Annotated in this window: 24 protein-coding genes; 16 read left to right on the top strand and 8 right to left on the bottom strand. The window is 64.2% G+C overall.

Annotation, left to right across the window (positions count from 1 at the left end):
* Nucleotides 1-3: 3 nt before the first annotated feature.
* Entirely contained in the window at nucleotides 4-768 is a 765-nt protein-coding gene (locus PVW27_RS01370) for an SDR family NAD(P)-dependent oxidoreductase (RefSeq protein WP_274554735.1), read from the bottom strand.
* A gap of 260 nt (nucleotides 769-1,028) precedes the next feature.
* Here PVW27_RS01370 and PVW27_RS01365 point away from each other — a divergent pair, with 260 nt between their 5' ends.
* The 4 genes from PVW27_RS01365 to gph all read left to right on the top strand — a co-directional run bounded on the left by PVW27_RS01365 (nucleotide 1,029) and on the right by gph (nucleotide 4,602).
* The gene (locus PVW27_RS01365) at nucleotides 1,029-1,991 is read left to right on the top strand and encodes a class 1 fructose-bisphosphatase (protein ID WP_274554734.1); all 963 of its coding nucleotides are present in this window, start codon (nucleotides 1,029-1,031) and stop codon (nucleotides 1,989-1,991) included.
* Nucleotides 1,992-2,061: 70 nt separating this feature from the next.
* A complete protein-coding gene (gene fba, locus PVW27_RS01360) occupies nucleotides 2,062-3,141 on the top strand; it encodes a class II fructose-bisphosphate aldolase (RefSeq protein ID WP_274554733.1) in 1,080 nt (359 codons plus the stop codon).
* 106 nt (nucleotides 3,142-3,247) lie between these two features.
* Nucleotides 3,248-3,940, top strand: coding sequence for a ribulose-phosphate 3-epimerase (gene rpe, locus PVW27_RS01355; RefSeq protein WP_274554732.1), 693 nt, complete (start codon nucleotides 3,248-3,250; stop codon nucleotides 3,938-3,940).
* Entirely contained in the window at nucleotides 3,937-4,602 is a 666-nt protein-coding gene (gene gph / locus PVW27_RS01350; RefSeq protein ID WP_274554731.1) for a phosphoglycolate phosphatase, read from the top strand. Before rpe ends, gph begins: the two co-directional genes overlap by 4 nt.
* On the opposite strand, the gene PVW27_RS01345 is transcribed toward gph, so the two are convergent.
* Entirely contained in the window at nucleotides 4,583-5,128 is a 546-nt protein-coding gene (locus tag PVW27_RS01345) for a PAS and helix-turn-helix domain-containing protein (RefSeq protein WP_274554730.1), read from the bottom strand. The genes gph and PVW27_RS01345 overlap by 20 nt on opposite strands.
* 86 nt (nucleotides 5,129-5,214) lie before the next feature.
* On the opposite strand from PVW27_RS01345, the gene PVW27_RS01340 reads away from it, so the two are divergent.
* The 7 genes from PVW27_RS01340 (at nucleotide 5,215) to PVW27_RS01310 (ending at nucleotide 13,751) form a co-directional block, all read left to right on the top strand.
* Nucleotides 5,215-6,498, top strand: a complete 1,284-nt coding sequence (locus PVW27_RS01340; RefSeq protein WP_274554729.1) for an acetylornithine deacetylase/succinyl-diaminopimelate desuccinylase family protein — start codon at nucleotides 5,215-5,217, stop codon at nucleotides 6,496-6,498.
* Nucleotides 6,499-6,526: 28 nt separating this feature from the next.
* Nucleotides 6,527-8,011 (top strand): ABC transporter substrate-binding protein, encoded by a 1,485-nt coding sequence (locus PVW27_RS01335; protein WP_274554728.1) that lies wholly within the window; start codon nucleotides 6,527-6,529, stop codon nucleotides 8,009-8,011.
* Between the two features lie 135 nt (nucleotides 8,012-8,146).
* Nucleotides 8,147-9,094 (top strand): ABC transporter permease, encoded by a 948-nt coding sequence (locus PVW27_RS01330; RefSeq protein ID WP_274554727.1) that lies wholly within the window; start codon nucleotides 8,147-8,149, stop codon nucleotides 9,092-9,094.
* On the top strand, nucleotides 9,091-9,924 hold the full coding sequence (locus tag PVW27_RS01325; RefSeq protein WP_274554726.1) for an ABC transporter permease: 834 nt from the start codon (nucleotides 9,091-9,093) through the stop codon (nucleotides 9,922-9,924). Before PVW27_RS01330 ends, PVW27_RS01325 begins: the two co-directional genes overlap by 4 nt.
* Entirely contained in the window at nucleotides 9,921-11,513 is a 1,593-nt protein-coding gene (locus PVW27_RS01320) for an ABC transporter ATP-binding protein (RefSeq protein ID WP_274554725.1), read from the top strand. The genes PVW27_RS01325 and PVW27_RS01320 overlap by 4 nt, the downstream gene beginning before the upstream one ends.
* A gap of 12 nt (nucleotides 11,514-11,525) precedes the next feature.
* The gene (locus PVW27_RS01315) at nucleotides 11,526-12,980 is read left to right on the top strand and encodes an aldehyde dehydrogenase family protein (protein WP_274554724.1); all 1,455 of its coding nucleotides are present in this window, start codon (nucleotides 11,526-11,528) and stop codon (nucleotides 12,978-12,980) included.
* Between the two features lie 27 nt (nucleotides 12,981-13,007).
* Entirely contained in the window at nucleotides 13,008-13,751 is a 744-nt protein-coding gene (locus tag PVW27_RS01310) for an SDR family oxidoreductase (RefSeq protein WP_274554723.1), read from the top strand.
* A gap of 16 nt (nucleotides 13,752-13,767) precedes the next feature.
* Here PVW27_RS01310 and PVW27_RS01305 read toward each other — a convergent pair whose 3' ends face one another.
* Nucleotides 13,768-14,727 carry a methyltransferase domain-containing protein gene (locus tag PVW27_RS01305; RefSeq protein WP_274554722.1) on the bottom strand — a complete coding sequence of 320 codons (960 nt, stop codon included), beginning with the start codon at nucleotides 14,725-14,727 and terminating at the stop codon, nucleotides 13,768-13,770.
* Nucleotides 14,728-14,975: 248 nt separating this feature from the next.
* Here PVW27_RS01305 and PVW27_RS01300 point away from each other — a divergent pair, with 248 nt between their 5' ends.
* On the top strand, nucleotides 14,976-16,154 hold the full coding sequence (locus PVW27_RS01300; protein ID WP_274554721.1) for an MFS transporter: 1,179 nt from the start codon (nucleotides 14,976-14,978) through the stop codon (nucleotides 16,152-16,154).
* Between the two features lie 72 nt (nucleotides 16,155-16,226).
* Nucleotides 16,227-17,249, top strand: coding sequence for an aspartate-semialdehyde dehydrogenase (locus PVW27_RS01295; protein ID WP_274554720.1), 1,023 nt, complete (start codon nucleotides 16,227-16,229; stop codon nucleotides 17,247-17,249).
* Nucleotides 17,250-17,348: 99 nt separating this feature from the next.
* On the opposite strand, the gene PVW27_RS01290 is transcribed toward PVW27_RS01295, so the two are convergent.
* Nucleotides 17,349-17,999, bottom strand: coding sequence for a carbonic anhydrase (locus PVW27_RS01290; protein ID WP_274554719.1), 651 nt, complete (start codon nucleotides 17,997-17,999; stop codon nucleotides 17,349-17,351).
* Between the two features lie 167 nt (nucleotides 18,000-18,166).
* Between PVW27_RS01290 and PVW27_RS01285 the strand changes: the two genes are divergently transcribed.
* The 3 genes from PVW27_RS01285 to PVW27_RS01275 all read left to right on the top strand — a co-directional run bounded on the left by PVW27_RS01285 (nucleotide 18,167) and on the right by PVW27_RS01275 (nucleotide 20,884).
* Nucleotides 18,167-18,550: a hypothetical protein gene (locus tag PVW27_RS01285; RefSeq protein WP_274554718.1), complete on the top strand. Its 384-nt coding sequence runs from the start codon at nucleotides 18,167-18,169 to the stop codon at nucleotides 18,548-18,550.
* Between the two features lie 121 nt (nucleotides 18,551-18,671).
* On the top strand, nucleotides 18,672-20,057 hold the full coding sequence (locus PVW27_RS01280) for a leucyl aminopeptidase family protein (RefSeq protein ID WP_274554717.1): 1,386 nt from the start codon (nucleotides 18,672-18,674) through the stop codon (nucleotides 20,055-20,057).
* The gene (locus PVW27_RS01275; protein ID WP_274554716.1) at nucleotides 20,054-20,884 is read left to right on the top strand and encodes a C40 family peptidase; all 831 of its coding nucleotides are present in this window, start codon (nucleotides 20,054-20,056) and stop codon (nucleotides 20,882-20,884) included. Before PVW27_RS01280 ends, PVW27_RS01275 begins: the two co-directional genes overlap by 4 nt.
* A 42-nt stretch (nucleotides 20,885-20,926) precedes the next feature.
* On the opposite strand, the gene PVW27_RS01270 is transcribed toward PVW27_RS01275, so the two are convergent.
* The 4 genes from PVW27_RS01270 to paaZ all read right to left on the bottom strand — a co-directional run bounded on the left by PVW27_RS01270 (nucleotide 20,927) and on the right by paaZ (nucleotide 25,196).
* Entirely contained in the window at nucleotides 20,927-21,856 is a 930-nt protein-coding gene (locus PVW27_RS01270) for a 3-hydroxyacyl-CoA dehydrogenase NAD-binding domain-containing protein (RefSeq protein ID WP_274554715.1), read from the bottom strand.
* Between the two features lie 29 nt (nucleotides 21,857-21,885).
* The gene (locus PVW27_RS01265; protein ID WP_274554714.1) at nucleotides 21,886-22,230 is read right to left on the bottom strand and encodes a DUF2794 domain-containing protein; all 345 of its coding nucleotides are present in this window, start codon (nucleotides 22,228-22,230) and stop codon (nucleotides 21,886-21,888) included.
* A 38-nt stretch (nucleotides 22,231-22,268) separates the two neighbouring features.
* Entirely contained in the window at nucleotides 22,269-23,078 is an 810-nt protein-coding gene (locus tag PVW27_RS01260; RefSeq protein WP_274554713.1) for a PaaX family transcriptional regulator C-terminal domain-containing protein, read from the bottom strand.
* Between the two features lie 87 nt (nucleotides 23,079-23,165).
* Complete coding sequence (gene paaZ / locus PVW27_RS01255) at nucleotides 23,166-25,196, bottom strand: phenylacetic acid degradation bifunctional protein PaaZ (protein WP_274554712.1); 2,031 nt, start codon at nucleotides 25,194-25,196, stop codon at nucleotides 23,166-23,168.
* Between the last annotated feature and the right edge of the window lie 86 nt (nucleotides 25,197-25,282).

The raw sequence follows: 25,282 nt of genomic DNA, 5'->3' as shown, positions 1-25,282 counted from the left end.
CGGTCAGACCTTCATGCCGGGCAGATTGAGCGAGGCGGTATTGCCCCCGTCCACCGGAATCGCCTGCCCGGTGATATAGCTGGCGTCTTCGCTGGCAAGGAAGGCGATGACGGCCGCCACTTCCTCAGGCCGGCCATAGCGGCGCAACTCGCAGCGGGCGCCCAGACGGTCCTCTTTCCCGACGCTGCGGGCGTAGTCGAAGATCGGCTGAGTCATCCCCGTCTCGATCAGGCCGGGACAGACCGCATTCACGCGGATGCCATGCCCGCCCAGATCGCAGGCGGTGGTCTGGGTCAGGTTGATCACCCCGGCCTTCGACGCGGAATAGACATTGCCCCCCGCCCCCGACCTGATCCCCGCGACCGAGGCCGTGTTGACGATGGCACCACCGCCTTGGGCAATCATCGCGGGGGCGGCATGTTTGATGAAATGTGCGGTGCCGAACAGATTGACGCCCATCACGCGCGCCCAATCGTCCGAGTTGATCTCGGTGATCGGGGCATGTGTGCAGGTGATGCCCGCGTTGTTGCACAGCACGTCGATCCGCCCGAAACGCGCCAGCACGGTGGCGATGCAGGCTTTGACCTGCGCCTCATCCGCCACATCGCAGGGGACCGACAGATGCGGACCACCCGCCGTTGGCAGGGCGCAATCGACCAGATCGACCAGCACGACCGCTGCGCCCTCTGATGCCAGCCGGGCGGCTGTGGCACGTCCGATCCCCCCTGATGCGCCGGTGACCAGCGCAACCTTTCCTTGAAATCTCACCCGGTCCTCCCACCGTTTTGTCAAAGCTTGCACAAAGGCAAGGCCGGATCAACTGTGCGAAATTTCTTTCCGCAGGTCGGGATACGGCGCGGGTCCGGGCAACCGGCAGGCGTGGCGCGCGGATTCTGCGCCGGAATCCCCATCCTGCTGCATATTGGATTTTCCTTGCGCGCAACTTCGGATAACAAGGCGCCGATGCGGCGGGTCCGGATGACGGATGCCCCGCGCCTGCCCATGAAAGACGAGGAACCGGAACCGCCATGCCCGACACAGACACCGTCCTGTCCAGCCCGTTGATCCCCGCCGAACTCACCCCCGTGATGCAGGCGCTTTGCGCAGTGGGCGTGGAACTGGCAGGGATCATCGCACGCGGACCTCTGGGGCAATCGCTGGGGCATGAGGTCGGCGAGAACGCAGGCGGTGACGGGCAGAAGGCGCTGGACGTGCTGGCCGACGAGATGTTCGAAGCGGCGCTGCGCCAGACCTCCGTGCGCTGGTATGCATCGGAAGAGCAGGATGTTGTTCTGGCGCTGAACCCCAAGGGGCGTTACGCGCTGGCCATTGATCCGCTGGATGGATCGTCCAATATCGATGTGAACGTCTCCATCGGCACGATCTTTTCGATTTTTGAGGCCAAGGACGACGCGGATGCCAGTTTCCTCCGCCCTGCCTCGGAACAGGTGGCAGGTGGCTATATCATCTTCGGCCCGCAATGCTGCCTTGCCGTGACCTTTGGCAAGGGCACCCTGATGTTCGCGCTGGACCCTGCCACCGGGCAGTTCGTGCTGGTCAATGACGGGATGCAGACGCCGGGCATGTCCAAGGAATATGCCATCAACGCCTCGAACCACCGGCATTGGGATGCGGCGATCCGTTCCTATATAGAGGATTGTCAGGCCGGCAAGACCGGGCCGCACGGGCAGGACAGCAACATGCGCTGGGTCGCGTCTCTGGTGGCGGAAACCCACCGGATTCTGACTCGGGGGGGCATCTTCCTCTATCCCGGCGATGCGCGTCCGGGCTATGAGAAGGGACGCCTGCGCATGGTCTATGAGGTGGCGCCGATTGCCTTTCTGATCGAACAGGCTGGCGGTCTGGCGACCGATGGCCGGACACCCATCATGGAGCAGGCCGCAGATGCGCTGCACGCGCGCAGCCCGCTGGTTTTCGGCAGCCCCGAGAAGGTGCGCCAAGTGGCAGGATATTACGACAAGGCGCACTGATCGCAGTCGCCGCAACATTCACCGGACGCGCGGGCGCCGGGACATATCGACCTTGAGGGGATGACTACACATGGCACTTATCACGATGCGTCAACTGCTGGATCACGCGGCCGAGCATGGCTATGGCGTGCCGGCCTTCAACATCAACAACATGGAGCAGGGCCTTGCGATCATGAACGCGGCCAAGTCGGTTGATGCGCCCGTCATCATCCAGGCCAGCCGTGGCGCGCGCAAATACGCGGGCGATCTGATGCTGCGCCATATCATGATGGGTCTGGTCGAGATGTTCCCCAATATCCCTGTCTGCATGCATCAGGACCACGGCAACAACATGGGCACCTGCCTGAGCGCGATCCGCCACGGCTTTACCTCGGTCATGATGGATGGCAGCCTTGAAGAGGATATGAAAACCCCCTCGGACTATGACTACAACGTCGATGTCACCCGCCGCGTGACCGAAGCCGCCCATCTGGTCGGCGCCTCGGTCGAAGGGGAACTGGGCGTTCTGGGCAGCCTTGAAACCGGCGAGGCCGGTGAAGAGGATGGATCGGGCGCTGTTGGTAAACTCAGCCATGACCAACTTCTGACCGACCCGGATCAGGCCGTCGATTTCGTGATGAAGACCAAATGCGATGCGCTGGCCATTGCCTGCGGCACCAGCCACGGCGCCTACAAGTTCAGCCGCAAGCCCGATGGCGAGATCCTTGCCATGTCCACGATCGAGGCGATCCACGCCAAGCTGCCCGACACCCATCTGGTGATGCACGGATCAAGCTCGGTCCCGCAATACCTGCAGGACCTGATCAACGCCCATGGTGGGAAAATGCCCCAGACCTATGGCGTGCCGGTCGAGGAGATCGAGCGCGGCATCAAGATGGGCGTGCGCAAGGTCAATATCGACACCGATTGCCGCATGGCGATCACCGGGCAGTTCCGCAAGATCGCGATGGAACACCCCGACGAGTTCGACCCGCGCAAGTTCATGATCCCCGCCATGGCCGAGATGGAAGCGCTGTGCCGCGACCGTTTCGAGCGTTTCGGCACCGCTGGCCATGCCAGCGCGATCAAGGTGATCAGCATGGATGACATGGCCGCGCGCTATGCTTCCGGCAAACTCGACCCGCGCGCGACGGGCAGCAAGGCTGCGTAAGTCACGCGTGAAGGCGGGGGGCCTTGCCCCCCGCGTCGAACTGTGTTCGACGCTCCCCCCAGAATATTTGGGGCAAGATGAAGCAGGCTGACGTAGGAGAGACGACATGAGCCTTGATCGTTCCATCAAGATCGCGCCGTCGATCCTGTCGGCGGATTTCGCCAATTTCGGGGCCGAGATCCGCGCGATCGAAGCACAAGGCGCGGATTGGGTGCATGTGGACGTGATGGACGGGCATTTCGTGCCCAACCTGACCTTCGGCCCGCCCGCCGTGGCGGCCTTTCGCAAGCATGTGACCACCGTGATGGATGTGCATCTGATGATCGCACCCGTCGATCCCTATATCGCGGCCTTCGCCGAGGCGGGGGCCGATATCATCACTGCCCATGTCGAGGCGGGGCCGCATGTCCACCGCACGATGCAGGCGATCCGCGCGCACGGTATCAAGGCAGGCGTGGCGTTGAACCCCGGCACGCCGGTCGAGGCGGTGGATTACCTGCTTGATATGGTGGACATGGTGTGCGTGATGACGGTCAATCCCGGTTTCGGCGGGCAGAAGTTCATCCACAGCCAGATCGACAAGGTGGCCCGCCTGCGCGCCATGATCGGCGACCGGCCCATCCATATCGAGATCGACGGCGGCGTGACGGTGGAAACCGCCCCTCTGGTCGTGGCAGCGGGCGCCGATGTTCTGGTGGCGGGATCGGCCGTGTTCAAGGGCGGTTCGGTCGAGAACCCCGCGCCTTACGGCGACAATATCCGCGCTATCCGTCAAGCAGCCGAGGCCGCGCGGGGGTGAGGGCCATCGTCTTTGATCTGGACGGCACGCTGATCGACAGCGCGCCGGATATCCGCGCGGCGATCAACCGGACCCTGACGGATGAAGGCCATGCCGCGCTGGACCTGCCGACGGTGGTGTCCTTCATCGGGCATGGCCTGCCCAATCTGGTGGCCAAGGCGATGGGCGCGTGCGGGATTCCGATGGCTGACCATGCACGGCTGACCGCCGCAACACTTGCGCATTACAACGCGGCATCCAATGACCTCACGCGCCCCTATCCCGGCGTGATGACTGTGCTGGAGGGGTTGCGGCGTGATGGCCATCGCCTTGGCATCTGCACCAACAAGCCCGAAGCGCCCGCCCGCAAGGTTCTGGCGCAGTTCGGCGTGGCGCATTTGTTCGACGTTGTGGTAGGCGGCGATACGCTGGCCACCAAGAAACCCGATCCCGCGCCCCTGCACCATGCCTTCGCCGCGCTGGGCATGGACTCGGGCCTCTATGTCGGTGACAGCGAGGTGGACGCGGAGACGGCACAGGCGGCGGGCGTGCCCTTCGCCTTTTTCACCCAAGGCTATTGCCACATCCCGCATGCGGACGTGACCTGCATCGCGCGCTTTGATCACTTCGACACGCTGCCGGGGATCGTGGCAGAACTGGCCGCTACTGTCCCAGATCGCTGAGGCGCGCCAGCAGCAGCCCGGTATTGCGCACCTCGAATTTCCGCATCAGGCGGGCGCGCACATCCTCGATGGTGCGGGGCGACAGGCCCAGAACCTGCGCGATTTCCTTGGATGTCTTGCCGCGCGCCAACCATGTCACCACCTGCCGTTCGCGGGGCGTCAGGGTGGGGCCGTCGCGGCGTGTGGTGATGGGCGCAAAGCTCATCACCACACGGGCCAGCGGATCATCCGGCGTCAGGGTCCGGGCGCGAAAACGGCACCAGACGGCGTGACCATCGGCATGACGCAGCATCCGTTCATCGGCATAGTCCCCGGCGCGGCGCAGCGGTTCCAGCCCGATGTCGCGGATCTGGATGAACTCGGCCTCGGACCCGTAGAGCAGGCGGAAGCTTTGCCCCAGAAGCGCGGCGGAGGGATAGCCGGACAGATCGCAGAAGGTGGCGTTGCATTGTTCGATCACGCGGTGCCGGGTCATCACGATGCCGACCGGCGCGTGGTCAAAGGCGATGCGGGCGATGTCGTCCATAGGGCCTACCGTGGTTATACGGTATTGATACCGTAGTTGCGGCAAAGCATGCTGATCTTTCCAAGGCAAGGGTAAAGGAGCGTGCGATGTCCCTGACTGACAGGCTGGACGAAGCGGTGGTGGCGCGACGCGACGATCTGATCGCGCTGACACAGGACCTGATCCGTATCCCGACGCTGAACCCGCCCGGCGACAATTATCTTGAGATTTGCGAATACCTTGACCGCCGCCTTGGCGCGCAGGGGTTTCAGACCGAACTGGTGCGCGCCTTTGGTGCCCCCGGCGACAGCGACAAGCACCCGCGCTGGAACATCGTGGCGCGGCGCGAAGGGGCCTATAAAGGCGAATGCGTGCATTTCAACAGCCATATCGACGTGGTCGAGGTCGGGCGTGGCTGGACCACCGATCCCTTCGGCGGTGAACTGAAAGACGGCAAGATCTACGGACGTGGTGCCTGCGACATGAAGGGCGGGCTGGCGGCCAGCATCATCGCGGCCGAGGCGTTTCTGGCGATCTGCCCCGATTTTGCGGGCGCCATCGAGATCAGCGGGACGGCAGACGAGGAATCCGGCGGCTTCGGCGGTGTCGCCTATCTGGCCGAGAAGGGCTATTTCAGCCCCGAACGTGTGCAGCATGTCATCATCCCCGAACCCCTGAACAAGGACCGGATCTGTCTGGGCCATCGCGGTGTCTGGTGGGCCGAGATTGAAACCCATGGCGAGATCGCCCACGGTTCCATGCCTTTCCTTGGCGATTGCGCCGTGCGCCACATGGGCGCGGTGGTGGCCGAGATGGAAACCTCGCTCTTCCCGGCATTGGCGCAGAAACGCACGGATATGCCGGTGGTGCCGGACGGAGCCAAGCAATCCACGCTCAACATCAACTCGATCCATGGCGGCGAGGATGAGCAGGACGACGATTACACCGGCCTGCCCGCGCCCTGCGTGCCCGATAGCTGTCGCATGGTGATCGACCGCCGCTTCCTGATCGAGGAGGATATCGACGAGGTCCGCGAGGAGGTGATGCAGATCCTGCGCACCGTGGCCGAGCGGCGCGCGACGTTCCGCTATGACGTGACCGAATTGCACCGTGTCCTGCCCACGATGACCGAGAAATCCGCCCCCGTGGTGCAGGTCGTGGCAAAGGCCATCGCCGACACGATGGGACGCGAGGCGGAATATGTCGTCTCGCCGGGGACTTACGACCAAAAACATATCGACCGGATCGGCAAGCTGAAGAATTGCATTGCCTATGGTCCCGGCATTCTGGACCTTGCGCATAAACCGGATGAATATGTCGGCGTGGATGATATGCTGGATTCTGCAAAGGTGATGGGGCGGTCATTGATCGCATTGCTGGCACGGGACTGAGCAGCTTGCTCAACAGGGAGAGAACAACATGACTTATGTGAACTTCACGCGCGGGATGGTCAGTGCGCTGGCACTGGTGGCCGGTGTCGGCATGGCGCAGGCCAAGACGGATATCGTTGTCGGCATGCAGCTTGAACCGCCGCATCTGGACCCGACCAGTGCCGCCGCAGGTGCGATTGACTCGGTTCTCTATGCCAATGTGTTCGAGGGTTTGACCCGTTTCGGCCCGGATGGATCGGTGAATCCCGGTCTGGCCGAAAGCTGGGAGATCTCGGAGGACGGGACCGTCTATACCTTCAAGCTGCACGAGGGCGTGACCTTTCACGACGGCACCACGATGGACGCCGAGGATGTGAAGTTCAGCCTTGACCGTGCCCGCGCCGAGGATTCGGTGAACGCACAGAAGGCGCTGTTTGCCGGGATCACGGATGTGACCGTGGTCGATCCGCTGACCGTGCAGGTCACGCTGGCTGCGCCGAATGGCGCTTTCCTGTTCAACATGGCTTGGGGCGATGCTGTGATCGTGGCCCCCGAGAGCATCGAGAACATCAAGACCAACCCTGTGGGCACTGGTGCCTTCAAATTCGACAACTGGGTGCAGGGCGACCGCATCGACATCGTGAAGAACCCCGATTACTGGGGCGAGCCTGCCAAGCTGGACCGTGCCACCTTCAAGTTCATCAGCGATCCGACTGCGGCCTTTGCCGCCGTGATGGCCGAGGATGTGCACGCTTTCGCGGGCTTCCCGGCCCCCGAGAACCTGCCGCAATTCGATGCTGATCCGCGCTTTCAGGTGCTGGTCGGCTCGACCGAGGGCGAGACGATCCTGTCCACCAACAACAAGCAGGCCCCCTTTGACGATGTGCGCGTGCGCAAGGCTTTGGCCCATGCGATTGACCGTCAGGCGATCATCGACGGGGCCATGTTCGGCTATGGCACGCCCATCGGCAGCCATTTCGCACCGCATCATCCCGATTATGTCGATCTGACCGGCAATTCGGCCTATGACCCGGAACTGGCGAAATCGCTGTTGGCCGAGGCGGGTTTTCCCGATGGGTTCAGCACCACGCTGAAACTGCCGCCGCCGTCTTACGCGCGGCGCGGGGGCGAGATCATTGCGGCCCAGTTGCGCGCAGTGGGGATCGAGACCGAGATCACCAATCTGGAATGGGCGCAGTGGCTGGAGCAGGTGTTCACGGGCAAGGATTTCGGCCTGACCATCGTCAGCCATACCGAACCGATGGATATCGGGATCTATGCCAATCCCGAATATTACTTCCAGTATGACAATGCCGATTTCCAAAAGATCATGGCCGATCTGACGGCGGCAACCGATCCGGCCGCGCGTTCGGCGCTGCTGAAACAGGCGCAGGAGAAAATCTCGGCGGATTATGTGAACGGCTACCTGTTCCAACTGGCAGCACTCAGCGTGGCCAATGCCAAGGTCGTGGGCCTGTGGGAGAATGCGCCGACGCAGGCGACCGATCTGACAGCGGTTTATTGGCAAGACTGAACCCGTTCGCGCCGGAAAACCCCGCGTGCCTGTGGTGCGCGGGGGAGCGCGCCGCGCGGGAGTATTTTGGGCAAGATGAAGTTGAGGGCGCGCGCCACGGCTTGACCGGTCAGTTGCGCGCGAGAGACGGGGCGAATGCTGCGCTATGTGCTGAAACGGCTGGTGTCGCTGGTGATCTCGCTGGCCGTTGCAAGCCTCGTGATCTTTCTGGCGATCGAGGTCGTTCCGGGCGATCCGGCCGCCTATATGCTGGGCATGAACGCCCAAGCCGACACGCTGGCGGCGCTGCGCGAGCAATTGGGCCTGAACGGCACCATCCTTGAACGCTACCTGTCATGGGTCGGCGGTATGCTGACAGGGGATTTCGGCACCTCCTATACCTATCGCACACCCGTGGCCGAGATGATTTCAGAGCGCCTGTGGATCAGCCTGCCGCTGGCGCTGTATGCGTTGACGCTCAGCACGCTGATCGCCTTTCCGGCGGGTGTCTGGGCGGCCTCGCGGCGCGGGTCGGCGGTGGATATGGGGGTGATGGGGGTCACGCAGCTGGGTGTGGCGATCCCGAATTTCTGGTTCGCCATGCTGATGGTGCTGGTCTTTGCCATCAACCTGCGTTGGTTCTCGGCTGGCGGCTTCGCAGGCTGGGAGCAGGGGATCTGGCCAGCCATTAAAAGCCTGACGCTGCCCGCCATCGCGCTGGCCTTGCCGCAGGCCAGCATCCTGACGCGGGTGATGCGATCAAGCCTGCTGGATACGCTGTCCGAGGATTTCATCCGCACGGCGCGGGCCAAGGGCCTGACGCGGCGACAGGTCTTGTGGCGTCACGCGCTGCGCAATGCGATGATCCCGGTGCTGACGATCATCGGGATGCAGTTTTCATTCCTCATGGCGGGCGCGATCATCATCGAGAATGTGTTTTTCCTGCCGGGGCTGGGGCGGCTGGTCTTTCAGGCGATTTCCGCCCGCGATCTGATCGTGGTGGAATCCGTGGTGATGCTGCTGGTCTTTGCCGTGATCGTGGTGAATTTCGCCGTGGACGTGGCCTATGCCGCCGTCGATCCACGGCTGAGGGGGCGGCGATGATCCGCGCAGCCCTGACCAACCGCGCGCTCGTGATCGGGCTGGCGCTGTCGCTGATCTTCGTCGGCGCGGCGCTCATCAGTTTCATCTGGGTGCCGCAGGACGTGGGCGCGATGGATATTCCCAACAAGATGAAGCCCCCCTCGGCGGCGCATCCTTTGGGCACGGATCATTTCGGGCGCGATATCCTGTCGATGATCATGGTGGGCGCGCGCACCTCCATCGCCGTGGCGGTGGTCGCCGTGGTGATCGGCATGGGGCTGGGCGTGCCCTTGGGGCTGGCCGCCGCCGCGCGGCGCGGCAGCCTGCTGGACGAGGTGATCATGCGCGGCAATGATCTGGTCTTTGCCTTTCCGTCCCTGCTGATCGCCATCATGATTACCGCCGTGTTCGGGCCATCCGCGCTGAACGCGATCATCGCCATCGGCATCTTCAACATCCCCGTCTTCGCCCGCCTCACGCGCGGCGCGGCGCTCAGCCTGTGGACCCGCGATTACGTGCTGGCCGCACGTGTGGCGGGCAAGGGCGCGGTCCGGATCAGTGCCGAACATATCCTGCCTAATGTCACCAACCTGTTGATCGTGCAGGGCACGATCCAGTTCAGCCTTGGCATTCTGGCCGAAGCGGCGCTTTCCTATGTCGGCCTTGGCGCACAGCCGCCTATTCCCAGCTGGGGGCGGATGCTGGCCGACAGCCAGACGATGATCTCTCTCGCGCCGCATATGGCGATATTCCCCGGCATGGCGATCCTGCTGACGGTTCTGGGGCTGAACCTGATGGGCGACGGATTGCGCGACCTGTTCGATCCACGGATCAGGAGGGACCGGCGATGACCCTGCTGCGGATCGAGGCGTTGAACCTGGCCATCCATGATTATCCGATCCTGCATGACGTGTCCTTCACCGTCGCGCCGGGGCAGATCGTGGGCGTTATCGGCGAAAGCGGGTCCGGCAAATCCATGACCGCGCTGGCCGTGATGCGACTGCTGCCCGACGGCGCACGGGCCACGGGGCGGGTGATCCTTGACGGGCAGGATGTAGTGCACCTGTCCGAGCCAGAGCTGTGCGGGATGCGGGGCCGCGTCATGGGCATGGTGTTCCAAGAGCCGATGACGGCGCTGAACCCGATCCAGAGCATCGGCGATCAGGTGGCCGAAACCATTCTGGTGCACGAGCGCGTCAGCCGGGCCGAGGCGATGGAGCGCGCGCGGGTGGCGCTGGCGCGCGTCGAACTGCCCGAGGACCGTTTTCCCCTGACCCGCTATCCGCACGAGTTGTCGGGCGGGCAGCGCCAGCGCGTGGTCATCGCTATGGCCATCGCGCTGCGGCCCAAACTCCTGATTGCGGACGAGCCGACCACCGCGCTGGACGTGACAACCCAGGCGCAGATCCTGATCCTGCTCAAACGGCTGGTGCAGGAGGATGGGATGGGCCTGCTGATGATCAGCCACGATCTGGCCGTGGTGGCCGATATGGCCGATCATCTGGTCATCATGCGCCATGGCCGCGTGGTGGAAGCTGGGCCATCGCCCGCCTTGTTCCACCGCATGCAGCATCCCTATTCAAAGGCGCTGCTGGCCGCATCGACCCATCAACCCGACCGCGCCGCACAGCCGCAGGACACCCCGCTGTTGCAGGTGCAGGGCGTGATCCGCGACTATGCCACTGCCCGCAGGGGGATCTGGGGCAAGCCGGGCACGTTCCGCGCGGTCGATGATGTCAGCTTCCAGATCCGGCGCGGGGAATCGCTGGGGCTGGTCGGGGAATCCGGTTGTGGCAAATCCACCCTGACCCGCGCCATTCTGGGGCTGGAGGAGGTGCAGGGCGGCACGATCCAGTTGGACGGCCAGCCCGTCTTTACTGGTCATAAACCCAATCGCGCCGTGCGCCGCCGGATGCAGGTGGTGTTCCAGGACCCCTATGGCAGCTTCAACCCGCGCCACCGTGTGGACCGGCTGGTCAGCGAGCCGTTCCATCTGCTGGACACGCCCCCGCAGGGCACCGCGCGTGATGCCGCGATTGCCGAGGCGCTGGAAAGCGTGGGTCTGACGCCCGAGGATCGGCACAAGTATATCCATGAATTCTCCGGCGGGCAGCGCCAGCGCATCGCCATCGCCCGCGCGCTGATCATCAAGCCCGATCTGATCATTCTGGACGAGGCCGTGTCGGCGCTGGATGTGTCGATCCGGGCGCAGATCCTTGATCTGCTGGCCGATCTGGGGGATCGTCTGGGCCTGACCTATCTGTTCATCAGCCATGACCTGTCGGTGGTCAAACAGGTGACCGACCGCGTTCTGGTGATGCAAGCGGGCAAGATCGTGGAGCAGGGCGTGACAGCAGATGTGTTCGCGGCCCCAAGCCACCCCTATACACGGCAGCTTCTGGCCGCGACGCCACGCCTGCCGGAATTCGAGAATACCTGAGGAGGATGACGCATGAGCGATGATCTGGGACTGTGGTTCGACCCGTCCAAATGCCTGATTGCCGGGGAATGGGTGGCGCCCTCGGGTGGGCAATACCTGCCGCTGGAAAACCCGTCCACCGGCGAGGTGATCGGCCAGATCGCGCGCGGCACCGGGGCGGATATCGACGCGGCGGTGGCCGCCGCCGAGGCGGCGCGGCATGGCCCATGGGGGCGGATGAGCGCCGCCGAGCGGGGCCGCATCCTGATGACACTGGGCCGGATGGTTCTGGAGCGTGTCGATGATCTGGCCCGGATCGAGGCGCTGGATGTCGGCAAACCGCTGAAACAAGCCCGCGCCGATGCCGTGGCGCTTGCGCGGTATATGGAGTTCTACGGCGGGGCCGCCGACAAGCTGCATGGCGAGACGATCCCCTATCTGGACGGCTATACCGTCTATACCTTGCGCGAACCGCATGGGGTGACGGGGCATATCGTGCCGTGGAACTATCCGATGCAGATCATCGGGCGGTCGGTCGGGGCGGCCCTGGCCACGGGCAATGCCTGCGTTCTGAAACCTGCGGAGGATGCCTGCCTCACCGCGCTGGCCTTTGCGGAAATGGCCAAGGCAGCGGGCCTGCCCGATGGCGCGCTGAACGTGGTGCCGGGGCTTGGGTCCGAGGCAGGCGCGGCCCTGACCGCCCATCCCGGCGTGCATCACATCAGCTTCACCGGGTCGGTGGGCACCGGCGTGATGGTGCAGGAAGCAGCGGCGAAGAACGTGATCCCCGTCACGCTGGAACTGGGTGGCAAATCCCCGCAGGTCGTGTTCGAGGATGCCGATATCCCCGCCGCCCTGCCGTTTCTGGTCAATGCGGGCATCCAGAATGCGGGCCAGACCTGCTCTGCCTCATCCCGCATCCTTGTGCAGCGCAGCGTGTACGATCAGGTCGTGGAACGCATGGCCCTGCGCTATGACGCGCTGAAAGTGGGCCGCGCAATGGACGATCTGGACGTGGGGCCGCTGATCTCGGCCAAGCAGAAATCCATCGTCAGCGGCTTCATCGACAAGGGCGCCGATCTGCAGATCGCAGGGCAGGGACAGCTAGTCAGCGCCCCCAATGGCGGCAACTACGTGCGCCCGACGCTTTTCGCCAATGTCAGCCCCGATCACTGCCTTGCGCGGGATGAAATCTTCGGTCCTGTGCAGGTGATCATCCCCTTCGAGGATGAGGAGGAGGCCGTCACTATCGCCAATGGAACCGATTATGGCCTTGTCGCCAGCGTCTGGAGCCAGAACGGCGCGCGCCAGATGCGGATGGCGAAACGCATCCGTGCCGGGCAGATCTTCATCAACAACTATGGCGCGGGCGGTGGGGTCGAGCTGCCTTTCGGGGGCATGGGCAAATCCGGCCATGGCCGCGAAAAGGGCTTTGAGGCGATGTATGGCTTTACCGTGCTGAAAACCGTGGCCGCCTTTCACGGCTGATCCAGAGACAATGAAAAGGACAACACCATGAGACTGACAGGAAAAACCGCCATCGTGACAGGCGGCGCCAGCGGCTTTGGCGCAGGGATCGTTCGCAAATTCGCGGCTGAAGGCGCACGGGTGCTGGTCGTGGATATCAATGCCGATGGCGCGGCCTCGATGGCCGAGGAAGTGGGCAACGGTGCCCTCTCCATCGCCTGCAACGTGGCGGATGGCGCCAGCGTGGCCGAGATGGCCGCCTATGCCATCAAGGCATTCGGACAGGTTGATATTCTGGTCAATAACGCAGGCATCACCCATCTGCCCAAACCGATGGAGGATGTGACCGAGGAGGAATTCGACCGCGTCTTCGCGGTGAACTGCAAATCCGTCTACCTGACCGCGCGCGAACTGGTGCCGCATATGAAGGCCAATGGCGGCGCGATCCTCAATGTCGCCTCCACCGCCGGCCTCAGCCCGCGTCCGCGTCTGAACTGGTATAATGCTTCCAAGGGGTGGATGATTACCGCGACCAAAACCATGGCGGTGGAACTCGCCCCCATGAAACTGCGCGTCAACGCCATCTGCCCCGTGGCGGGCGAGACGCCGCTTCTGGCCAGCTTCATGGGCGAGGACACGCCCGAGATGCGCACCAAATTCCTCTCCACCATCCCGCTGGGCCGTTTTTCCACGCCCGAGGATATGGGCAATGCCGCCTGCTTCCTCTGCTCGGACGAGGCCAGCATGATCACCGGCGTCGCCATGGAAGTGGACGGCGGCCGCTGCATCTGACGCATACGGCCAGCGTTCAGGCGCTGGCCATTTCCTCTCCATCCGTCTCGCGGCGGAAGGGCTGCGTCGCGCGGACCGCCAGAACGCTCAGCCCGGCGACGGGCTGACCGGCATCCATGCGCAACGTGGCGCGGCTGAATTGGGGTGCTCCGAAGCCCGCCTGTTCCAGCAGACGCGCGACATAAGCGGCGGAATGGGCATAGCGGCGCGAGGGGCGCAGGCGCAGTTCGCCCTCATCCTCGGGCAATTCCTCCAGCGTGAAGGCCAGAACGCCACCCGGCGCAAGGCTTGCCGCAGCCCAGCCCACGATCTGCTCCAGCGCGCCGATATAGATGAAGACATCGGCGGCAAGGATCAGGTCGAAGCTTTCGTCTGTCAGGTCCAGACTGGACAGATCGCGTTTGTGCAGCGCGTCGTAGATGCCCTTGGCGCTTGCCTGCACCAGCATCCGGGCGGAAATGTCATAGCCCTCCAGCCAACCTGCATGGGGGCGGATCGCCTGCCCCATCAGCCCGGTGCCGCAGCCCAGATCCAGCACGCGCTCGAACCGCGTCCGTCCGGCCAGCAAGAGTGCCTCCACGATCTGCGCGGGGCCTTGATAGCCAAGCTGATCGACAAGCGAGGTCTCGAAACGCGCGGCATATTGATCGAACAGGGTTTCGACAAAGGCGGCGGGCATCGCTTCGGCCATCGGGACGCTGCGCGCCAGATCCAGCCGCAAGCCCGCGCCCAGATGATCCACCGGGTCAATCTCCAGAGCCTTGCGCCAACTGTCCCGCGCGGCATCTGCATCGCCCGTCGCCTCTTGCCATTCGCCAAGGCGGAACCATCCGGCAGCCCAACGCGGCGCAAGATCCAGCGCCTGTTGCATGAGGTCCAGCGCCGCAGGCAGGTCGCCCGCTTCGGCCAGCGCCAGCGCGTAATCCGCGCGGCGGTCGGCGATCAGATCGCCCGAGGAAAAATCATGTGGTGTCATCGGATGGCGGCGGCGAACCCCTGACCCGGTGCCTGTCATCCGGGTTGCCGATCAGATGCCCCTCTGGCCGCGTTCCGTCAAGTGGGTGCCCCGTCCACCGGTCAGAAATACACGCCGCAAGCCCAAGGTCACGAGTCCCGATCCATCACCTTTCGGCGGAAAAGCCATTTCAAAAACTGATCTTTTCATACCTTGCACAATTCTTGGGCACATGGCACCCAAAGGCGCGATTTCGGGGAGGAAATCTGATGCGTCTTGGCCTGATCCTGCTCTGTGCGGGTTACGTTCTTAGTCAGTTCTTCCGGGCCTTTCTTGCCGTTCTGAGCCGCGTTCTGGAACAGGATGTCGGCGCGGGGCCAGAGGATCTGGCCTTCGCCTCGGGCCTGTGGTTCCTGACCTTTGCAGCCGCCCAAATCCCCGTCGGCGCGGCGCTGGACCGGATAGGCCCACGCCGCACGGCGGCTGTGATCCTGGCCATCGGTGGCGGCGGGGGGGCGGCCCTGTTCGCCATGGCCACGACGCCCCTGCACATCTGGGTCGCGATGGGGCTGATCGGGGTGGGCTGCTCTCCCGTTCTCATGGCCTCCTACTTCATTTTCGCGCGGATGTTCCCCGCAGCGATGTTCGCAACATTGGGCGCTGTGATGATCGGTGTCGGCTCTCTGGGCAATCTGGCAGGGTCCGCCCCGCTGGCCTGGGCCATCGGCGCCTTTGGCTGGCGCGAGACGATCTGGGGGCTGGCAGCCCTGTCGCTGATCCTGTCCGTCGGGATCTGGCTGACGGTGCAGGACCCGCCCCGGATCGTGACCGATGCGAAAGGCTCGGTTCTGGATATCCTGAAGATGCCCGCGCTGTGGGTGATCTTTCCGCTTCTGATGGTGAACTATGCCCCTGCCGCCGGGTTGCGCGGGCTGTGGGTCGGGCCCTATCTGGCCGATGTGCACGGTGCGACCGAAGGTCTGATCGGCACCGGGACATTGGTCATGGGACTGGCCATGATCGCCGGGTCGTTTCTGTACGGACCATTGGACCGCATCTTCGGCACCCGCAAATGGGTGATTTTCGGCGGCAACGCGATGTCCTGCGCGGCTCTCACCGTTCTGGCGCTATGGCCGCAGCCGGGCTTCGTGACCGCCGTGATCCTCTTCGCGGTCATCGGCTTCTTCGGCATGTCCTTTCCCCTGATCATGGCGCATGGGCGCAGCTTCGTGCCGCCGCATCTGGCGGGCCGCGGCATTACGCTGATGAACCTGATCAGCATCGGTGGCGTCGGGGTCATGCAGATGACGACGGGACCGCTCTATCGCGCGGTGGCGGACCCTGCCGCCCCGGCGGCACAGCCCTATGCGGTGCTCTTCGGCTTCTTCGCGGCTCTCGTCCTGATCGGGCTCGTGGTCTATCTGTTCAGCCGCGACAGGCTGGACTAAGGCGAATCCGCTTTAATTCAGGGCCAAGCTGCGATATGAGCGCGACGTTCTGAACATAAGGAGTTGTCCCAGATGGGCTACAAGGTTGCCGTCGTCGGTGCCACGGGGAACGTGGGCCGTGAAATGCTGAACATACTGGACGAGCGCCAGTTTCCGGTGGATGAGATCGTGGCTCTGGCCAGCCGCAAATCCCTGGGCACCGAAATCAGCTTTGGCGACAAGACCCTCAAGACCAAGGATCTGGACACCTTCGATTTCACCGGATGGGACATCGCCCTGTTCGCCGTCGGGTCCGAGGCGACCAAGATCTATGCGCCCAAGGCCGCTGCGGCGGGATGTATCGTGATCGACAACTCGTCGCTCTATCGCTACGACCCGGATGTGCCGCTGATCGTGCCCGAGGTGAACGCCGATGCGATCCACGGCTATTCCAAGAAGAACATCATCGCCAATCCCAACTGCTCGACCGCGCAGATGGTCGTCGCGCTCAAGCCGCTGCATGACCGCGCGCGGATCAAACGGGTCGTCGTCAGCACCTATCAATCCGTCTCGGGTGCGGGCAAGGAAGGCATTGACGAGCTGTGGGACCAGACGAAAAGCATCTACAACCCCACCGACAACAAGCCGCCCAAAAAGTTCACCAAGCAGATCGCCTTCAACGTGATCCCGCATATCGACGTTTTCCTTGAGGATGGATCCACCAAGGAAGAATGGAAGATGGTGGCAGAGACAAAGAAGATCCTTGATCCCAGCATCAAGGTGACCGCGACCTGCGTGCGCGTGCCGGTTTTCGTGGGTCATTCGGAATCGATCAACATCGAATTCGAGGATCACCTGGACGAGGCCGAAGCCCGCGACATCCTGCGGGAATCGCCGGGGATCATGGTGATCGACAAGCGTGAGAACGGTGGCTACGTCACACCGGTCGAATGCGTTGGCGACTATGCGACCTTCATCAGCCGGATCCGTCAGGACAGCACGATCGACAATGGCATCAACCTGTGGTGCGTGTCCGACAACCTGCGCAAAGGGGCTGCGTTGAATGCGGTGCAAATCGCCGAAGTGCTGGGCCAGCGGGTTCTGAAAAAGGGCTGATCCACAACGGGATCACTCAAATTGACAGCGCAAGCCCCTCTGCCGGTGATATGGCAGGGGGCTTTCCTTTTCCGGTGTCCCGTCAGGGGCGGTGCCCGGTCAGACCGGCAGGAATTCCCGTTTGGCGGGGTCGAAATATTCCAGCGAGCCTTCGCCGATATCGGTCCACAGACCGTGAAGCGACAACTGCCCGCCTTTCACCTCTTCCGCGATCAACGGAAAAGTCATCAGGTTGTCCAGCGAGACAAGGACTGCCTGCTTCTCCAGCGCGCGCTGCTGGGTCTTGAGGTCGGCGATGTCCTTGATCCGCTCGTAACCGGGGCGCAGGATATCCATCCAGCGGCCCACGAAGCTGCTTTTCTGTTCCAGTTCCGGTGCCTTGCCGGTGCACATGTCCAGACAGCCCTGCACCCCACCACAGGACGAATGGCCCAGCACGATCAGATGCGCGACCTTGAGGACGCTGACCGCGTATTCCACGGCCGCAGATGTGCCATGCGCCTCGCCATCGGGCTCATAGGGCGGCACCAGATTGGCGATATTGCGATGGATGAAGAACTCGCCCTGATCCGCCCCGAAGATCGAGGTGACATGCACCCGGCTGTCGCAGCACGAGATCACCATCGCGCGCGGATGCTGGCCGACTTCGGCCAGACGGCGATACCAGCTCTGGTTTTCGGCATAGGAGGTGGCCTTCCACCCCTGATACCGCTGGAGCAGATAGCCGGGCAAAGGTTTGGCATGGTCCATCGGGTGATCTCTCGCTCTGGTTCCGGACTGCGGCGCGTGCCACTGGCTCGTGGTCTTAGTGCGTATTGTCCGAGAATTCGAGAGAAAACAGGCACCGACCTCAACCTTTTGGGAACCTCTGTGACGGCATGTTCAGCGCGCCGTGGGGGCGTGACGTCAAGGATGAGATGGTGGAACAGGTAGTGATGCTGATGCAGGACGAAAGGGTCCGGCTGGATCAGGACCGGCTGGCCGAACTTTATGCCCAATTGGGCGAGTCGGGGGCCGTAGATGTGATCTGTCGCGCGATGGAGGAACTGGCGGCGCGACTGTCGCATGCGGCACGCATGTATCGGCAAGGGCACGTTGCCGATATGCGCAAGAGCGTGCGGTCGATGGCCGCGATCTCCGAGCAGATCGGGATGCACATGCTGGCCCGGGTGGCGCGTGACGTGACCGGATGTATCGACGCGGGCGACGCCAACGCGCTGGCCGCCACATTGGCGCGGCTGATGCGGATCGGCGAGCGGTCGCTGACCGAGATCTGGGACTTGCAGGATATGACGCTCTGACCCCAACGGGTTACGCGCCCCTCTTGCGGTCGCGGGCAGGACGGATAGGCTGCGGGCCAAGCTGATGGCGGCCGCCCGCTGCCGCGACCCTGTGACAGTTCAAGACCGGAAAGGCCCGCAAATGACCATGACTTTCGCCGCCGACAGCACCGATGCGCTGCCCGTGCATGTGATTGATGCCGCAGCACTGGACGGCTGGCTGGCCGGGCAGGCCGACAAGGTGACAACCTGGGTGCAGGCGACAGGCTTTGCCGGCGCGCTGGGCAAACATGTGATCGTGCCGGATGCCGATGGCAAGCCTGCGATGGTTCTGGCCGGATATGGCAATCCGGCGCAGCGCGCGCGGGGCCGGTTCCATCTGGCGGCCGTGGCCAGCGCCCTGCCGGGCGGGACATACCGCATCGCCTCGGGTCTGCCGGAGGATCGCATGACGGAAGAGGCGTTGGGCTGGCTCTTGTCCGCCTATGCCTTTGACCGCTACCGCAGCCAGACCCGCAACCCGGCCCGTCTGGTGGCCCCCGCCGGTGTGGATGCCGCGCGGCTGGAGGCAATCGCAGCCGGTGAGGCGTTGACCCGAGATCTGATCAACACGCCCGCCAATGACATGGGGCCGGATGCGCTGGAGGCGGCCTGTCTGGATCTGGCCCATCGGTTCGGCGCCAATGCGCATGTGATCCGGGGCGACGCCTTGCTGGAACAGAACTTCCCCATGATCCACGCGGTCGGCCGCGCCGCCGCGCAAGCCCCCCGTCTGATCGACATGCGCTGGGGCGAGGCGGGCCCTGCCCTGACGCTTGTGGGCAAGGGCGTGTGTTTCGACACCGGCGGGCTGAACATCAAACCATCTTCCTCGATGGGGCTGATGAAAAAGGACATGGGCGGGGCGGCGAACGTGCTGGGTCTGGCGCAGATGATCATGGCGCTGGGTCTGCCGCTGCGGTTGCGGGTGCTGATCCCTGCGGTCGAGAACGCGATCAGCGCTGGCGCGATGCGGCCCGGTGACATCCTGCCCTCGCGCAAGGGTCTCACGGTCGAGATCAACAACACCGACGCCGAAGGACGGCTGGTGCTGGCCGATGCGCTGGCGCTGGGGGCCGAGGAAAATCCCGATCTCATGGTGTCCATGGCCACGCTGACCGGCGCCGCGCGGGTGGCGGTGGGGCCGGACCTGTCGCCATATTTCACCGATGATCCCGGCGTCGTTGCCGCGCTGGAAGGGGCGGCGGCGCGGGTCGCCGATCCGGTCTGGCGCCTGCCTTTCTGGACCCCTTACGAGGCGGATATCGAACCGGGCATTGCCGATCTGGACAATGCGCCCAAATCCGGCTTCGCTGGGGCGATCACGGCGGCCTTGTTCCTGCGCCGCTTCGCGGGCGATGCCGTGCGCTACACCCATTTCGACATCTACGGCTGGCAACCCAGCGCAGCGCCCGCCCGTCCCAAGGGCGGCGTCGGCATGGGGGCAAGGGCGCTGCTGGACGCGCTGCCCGAGGTGCTGGGGCTGTGAGCCCTGATCCGCGCTTGACCCCGGCCAATGGGCGCGTCGCCGCGCTGTCCCTCAAGGGGCAGGTAAAGGCTGCAACCTTTGTGGATGGCTGGACGCGCCATGTCGCGCGGCCCGTGGTGGCGCTGCGCAACGCACCGGACGGACGGCGCGAACGCGAACTGCTGCGCGGCGAGGCGGTGACCGTGTTCGAGGATCGGGACGGATGGTGTTTCGTGCAGGCCGCACGGGATGGCTATGTCGGCTATCTGCCCCGCGACGCGCTGCATGAGATGGACAGACCCGATCTGCGGGTCTGCGTGCGCGCCACCCATGCCTATGCGCGGGCTGATCTGAAATCACCGGATCTGATGACCCTGAGTTTCGGCAGCCGTCTGCGCCATTTGGGGCAGGAGGGGCGGTTCATCCTGACCGATGCGGGCCATGTGCCGGTCATGCATCTGGCCCCGGTCGAGCGGTGCGAGGATGATCCCGTCTCGGTCGCGACCCTGCTCTTGGGCACGCCCTACCTCTGGGGCGGCAACAGTGCCTTCGGAATCGACTGTTCAGGTCTGGTCCAGACGGCCTGTCTGGCCTGCGGGATTGCCTGCCCCGGTGACAGCGATCTGCAAGCCGCTGGATTGGGTCATGCCGTCACGGATGGCAGCGCGCCACGCCGGGGCGATTTGCTGTTCTGGAAAGGTCATGTGGCCTGGGTATCGGGCCCCGACACGATCCTGCATGCCAATGCGCATCACATGGCCGTCGCCTTCGAGGGGCTGGCCGAGGCGGTGACGCGGATCGATGCGCAGGGCGGCGGTCCGGTCACGGGCCACAGGCGTTTGGGCTGAGGACGCGGTTTTGAGTATTTGGGGAACAGTGAAGGGGGCGGATCACGCCCCCAGATCGCGTTTCAGCTTAGCCAGTGCCACCAAGGCCACGTCGCGACGGCGGGCCAGGTCTGCCGGGCTTTGTCCCTCGGTCGCCTCCTCAATCCCCGCGACAAGCGTTTCGATCAGCTCAGGAGTAAGGACAGGCGTGGTCTGATCCGCCCAACGTGCGACCTGCGTCGGTCCCAGATGATCGAGGTAATGGCGATACCCGCCCGCGCCGCCGCCCAGATGATAGGTCAGATGCGGCCCCATGAAGGCCCAGCGCATCCCCGGCCCATGGGCGATGGCGCGGTCCACATCCTCGACCGTGGCGACACCTTCGGCGACAAGGCTCACCGCCTCGCGATACAGCGCCGAGGTCAGGCGGTTCGCCAGATGACCCACCCGTTCCTGTCGCACCACGACCGTCACCCGACCAATACCGTCATAGAAAGCGCGGGCGGCGGCGATGCTGGCGGGATCGGTGGCGCGCCCTGCGACCAGTTCCACCAACGGCACCAGATGCGGCGGGTTCATCGGATGGGCCACAAGGATGCGCCCGGGATGGCGGGCCACGGTCTGAATGTCGCTGGCCATCAGAGACGAGGTCGAAGAGGCGATGATGGCATCAGGTCCCAGCGTGGTTTCGATCTGCGCCACGATCTGCTGTTTGATCGCGATGCGGTCGGGACCACATTCCTGCACCAAGTCGGCCTCTGCACAGGCCATGGCAATGTCCTGCGTGACATGCAGCATCTCAAATGGGGGGGCTGCGGCGATTTCGTCCAGTTGCGCCAGATCGTGCCACGCGGTCGTGATGAAGGCGGGCAGGCCGTCCAATGCCTGCCGGGACGGATCGCTGACCGTCACCCGCAGCCCCTTGGACAGGAACAGCGCGGCCCAGCTGGCCCCGATCAGGCCGGCACCGATGATGGCGACATGGCGGATCATGCTGTCTGGCTTTCACGGGTGGGCAAGGGTCAGTCCACCGCACGGATCAGCTTGCGTTCCAGCACATGCAGCACGGCCCGCAACTCGTGCCCGCGCTTGAGGACCTGCCCATCCATGCCGATGACGGCGTAGAGCCCCTGCTTGTTGCGCAGCTTGGGGCGTTTCTCGATCCGGTAGATCGGATTCTCCGCGGTGCGCCGGAAGATCGAGAATACGGCCACCTCGCGCAGATGGGAAATCCCGTAATCGCGCCATTCACCCAGCGCCACCATGCGACCATAGAGGGTCAGGATCTGACCAAGTTCCGTACGATCAAAAGCCACCTGTTCAGGGGCCTGCGTGGCGGCGAGGGGGATGGGAGGTGGCAAGGACATGCGCCCAGAGTTGCGCCGATATCCGCTGAAATCAAGCCCTATGCGGGCAAAGCCATGTGGAAGCGTCGGGCAAGGCTGCTGTCGGGCGGCGGCATGGCGGCGATTTCACCCTCGGCGCTGTCCAGCCAGTTTTCCGTGCCCGGTGTGAGATGCCGATAGACCGCCGCCACGCGGGCGCGCGGGTCCTCTTGGGCCAGATCACCGCTCAGCACCTCGGGGGGCAGGTCGGGATACCGCAGGACGATACGCCGCCAGCGATGCACCAGCAGGATGCGGGCGGCGGCATGGGTGAGCGGATCGCCTTGCAGGGTTGCAAGATGATCGAGGTCATCCAGCAGGCGGCGCAAGGCGGTGGCATGTTCGGCGCTGATCAGGCTGTCGCGCATGGCAGGCGTCAGATCGGTCAGGCGCCCGACAAGGCGGAAAGCGGGTTTGGCGGGCTGCGGCGTATCCGCCGGCGCAAGCCAGAGCCCGCCAAGCGCAAGGGCCGTTTGCGGCGTGCCGTCCGAAGACAGGGACCATGCGGTGACCGGCGACAGGCGGGGGGCGGCGTAAATGCGGCTGGTGGCTTCGGTGAACCGCGCCAGACCCGAGGGGCTCAGGCGGTAATGGCTGAGGCGTCCTGTGCGTTCGCTATCCACCCAGCCATCCCGTCCCAGACGCGAAAGGGCCGTGCGCAGCGCCCCCGGCTCTACACCGATGCGGCCCAGAAGCCGCCCGAGCCGCGCGGTCGAGATGGCCCCGCCGCGATGCTGCACGCAATCACCGAAAACGGTGATCACCAGCGACCAGACGCGCAGGCGGGATTCGGCGTGCAGCGCCGTGATGACAGGGTCAAGCGGGTCCATATCCGCCTGTTACACGCATTGCGCGCGCGATTGAACCGTTTGTCTGCGATGGCGCGGGCGGATGGATATTTGGAGCAAGAAGAAGCATCAGCCGCGCGTATAGGCCACCATGGTCAGAAGCTCGTATTGCGCCACCTGATCGCCATCCTGATTGGTCAGGGTCGCGTTCCACGCCACCTCGCCATAGCTGTCGGTGCGCCGCGTCTTGCGCTTGCAGGTCAGCGCCACGCGGATGCTGTCGCCGGGGCTGACAGGCTTCTGGAAGCTGAGGGCGTTGAGGCCGGTATTGGCCAGAACCGGGCCGGGATCGGGTTGCACGAACAGGCCCGCCGCAAAGCTGAGCAACAGATAGCCATGGGCGACGCGACCGGGGAAAAACGGGTTCGCGCGGGCGGCGTCCTCATCCATGTGGGCATAGAAGGTGTCGCCGGTGAAATGGGCGAAATGCTCGATATCCTCCAGCGTGACGGTGCGGGGATCGGTGTGGATCGTCTCGCCGATCTGGATCTCGGTGAAGGTCCGCTGGAACGGATGGGTGGCATTCGTCGTTTGTGCGCTGCCATTCACCCATGTGCCGGTGATGGCACTCAACATGTCGGGGCTGCCCTGAATGGCCGTGCGCTGCATGTAATGCAGCACGCCGCGCACGCCGCCCAATTCCTCGCCCCCTCCCGCGCGGCCCGGCCCGCCATGGATCATATGGGGCAGGGGGGAACCATGTCCCGTCGCCTCGGCCGCCGATGTGGCGTTGTTGATATAGATGCGCCCATGCCAGGCGGCGCTGTCCAGCACGATCTGACGCGCGACGCTTGGATCAGCGGTGAAGAGCGACGAGACAAGCGAGCCGCCGCCGCGATTGGCGAGCGAAGCCGCATGGGCCGTGTCGCGGTAGGGCATGAGGGTCGACAGCGGCCCGAATGCCTCCACCTCATGCACCGCACGCGCCGCATCGGGATCAGCGCAGGACAGCAGCATCGGCGGCAAGAACGCTTGATCGGGGTCCGCATCCACCAGCGTTATCTTGCCGGGATCGCCATGGATCAGCCGCGCCTCAGCCTGCAACTGCGCCAGTCGCGTCAGAACATCGGCCTTCTGCGCATGAGAGGCGAGCGCCCCCATCCGCACGCCCTCAGCCGCCGGATTGCCCACCGTGATCGAGGCCAGTTTCTCGGACAGCGCCTCGCCCACCGCCTCCATCATCGCCGCGGGCACGATCAAACGCCGCGTGGCGGTGCATTTCTGCCCGGCTTTCGTGGTGATCTCGGTCACGGCTTCCTTGATGAACAGGGCAAATTCCGCACTCTCCACCCCCGCATCCGGCCCAAGGATCGACGCGTTCAGACTGTCCTGCTCCGCCATGAACCGCGTCGAATGGCGCATCAACGCCGGATTGCTCCGCAGCATCAGCGCGGTATCCGCCGATCCGGTAAAGGCCACCACATCCTGAGCGCCCAGACGGTCCAGCATGTCCCCCGTCCGCCCGATCACCAGTTGCAGCGCACCCTCAGGCAGGATGCCGCTGTCAACGATCAGCCGCACGCAAGCCTCGGTCAGATAGCAGGTCTGCGTCGCAGGCTTGACGATCGACGGCACCCCCGCCAACAGGGCCGGGGCCAGCTTCTCAAGCATCCCCCAGACCGGGAAGTTGAAGGCGTTGATCTGCACCGCCACACCTTGCAAGGGCACCGCGATATGCTGCCCAAGGAAGGTGCCCTTGCGGCTGAGCATTTCCACATCGCCGTCGATATAGACATGACCATCGGGCATCTCGCGCCGCCCCTTGGCGGCGAACAGGCCCATTGTGCCGATCCCGCCGTCGATATCCACCCAGCCATCCCGCCGCGTCGCCCCGGTCATGGGGTTCAACGCATAAAGCTGCTCTTTTCGCTTATCCAGATACCCGGCCAGCGCCTTGATCATACGGGCACGGTCGTGAAATCCCATCGCGCGCAGGGCAGGGCCACCCACAAGCCGCGCATGATCCAGCATCGCCTGCATGTCGAGCGCGGCGCCACCCGCCCGCGCGATCACCTGGCCCGTGACGGGGCCGATGATATCCGCCGCCGCAGCGCCCGGCGCGATCCATTGGCCGCAGGCATAGCTATGGGGTCTGAGCATCGGAAATCCTCCCTTGAGATCGCGCATCATGCCGCGCAGCATGGCGCAGGTTGCAGGTCAAAGCAATACTCTTGACCGCGTGGTCG

The organism is Seohaeicola sp. 4SK31 (assembly GCF_028802875.1).
In the GTDB taxonomy this organism is placed as follows: Bacteria; Pseudomonadota; Alphaproteobacteria; order Rhodobacterales; family Rhodobacteraceae; genus Seohaeicola.
The sequence above is the reverse complement of the archived record's forward strand: the minus strand, read 5'-3'. Positions and strand labels throughout refer to the sequence as shown.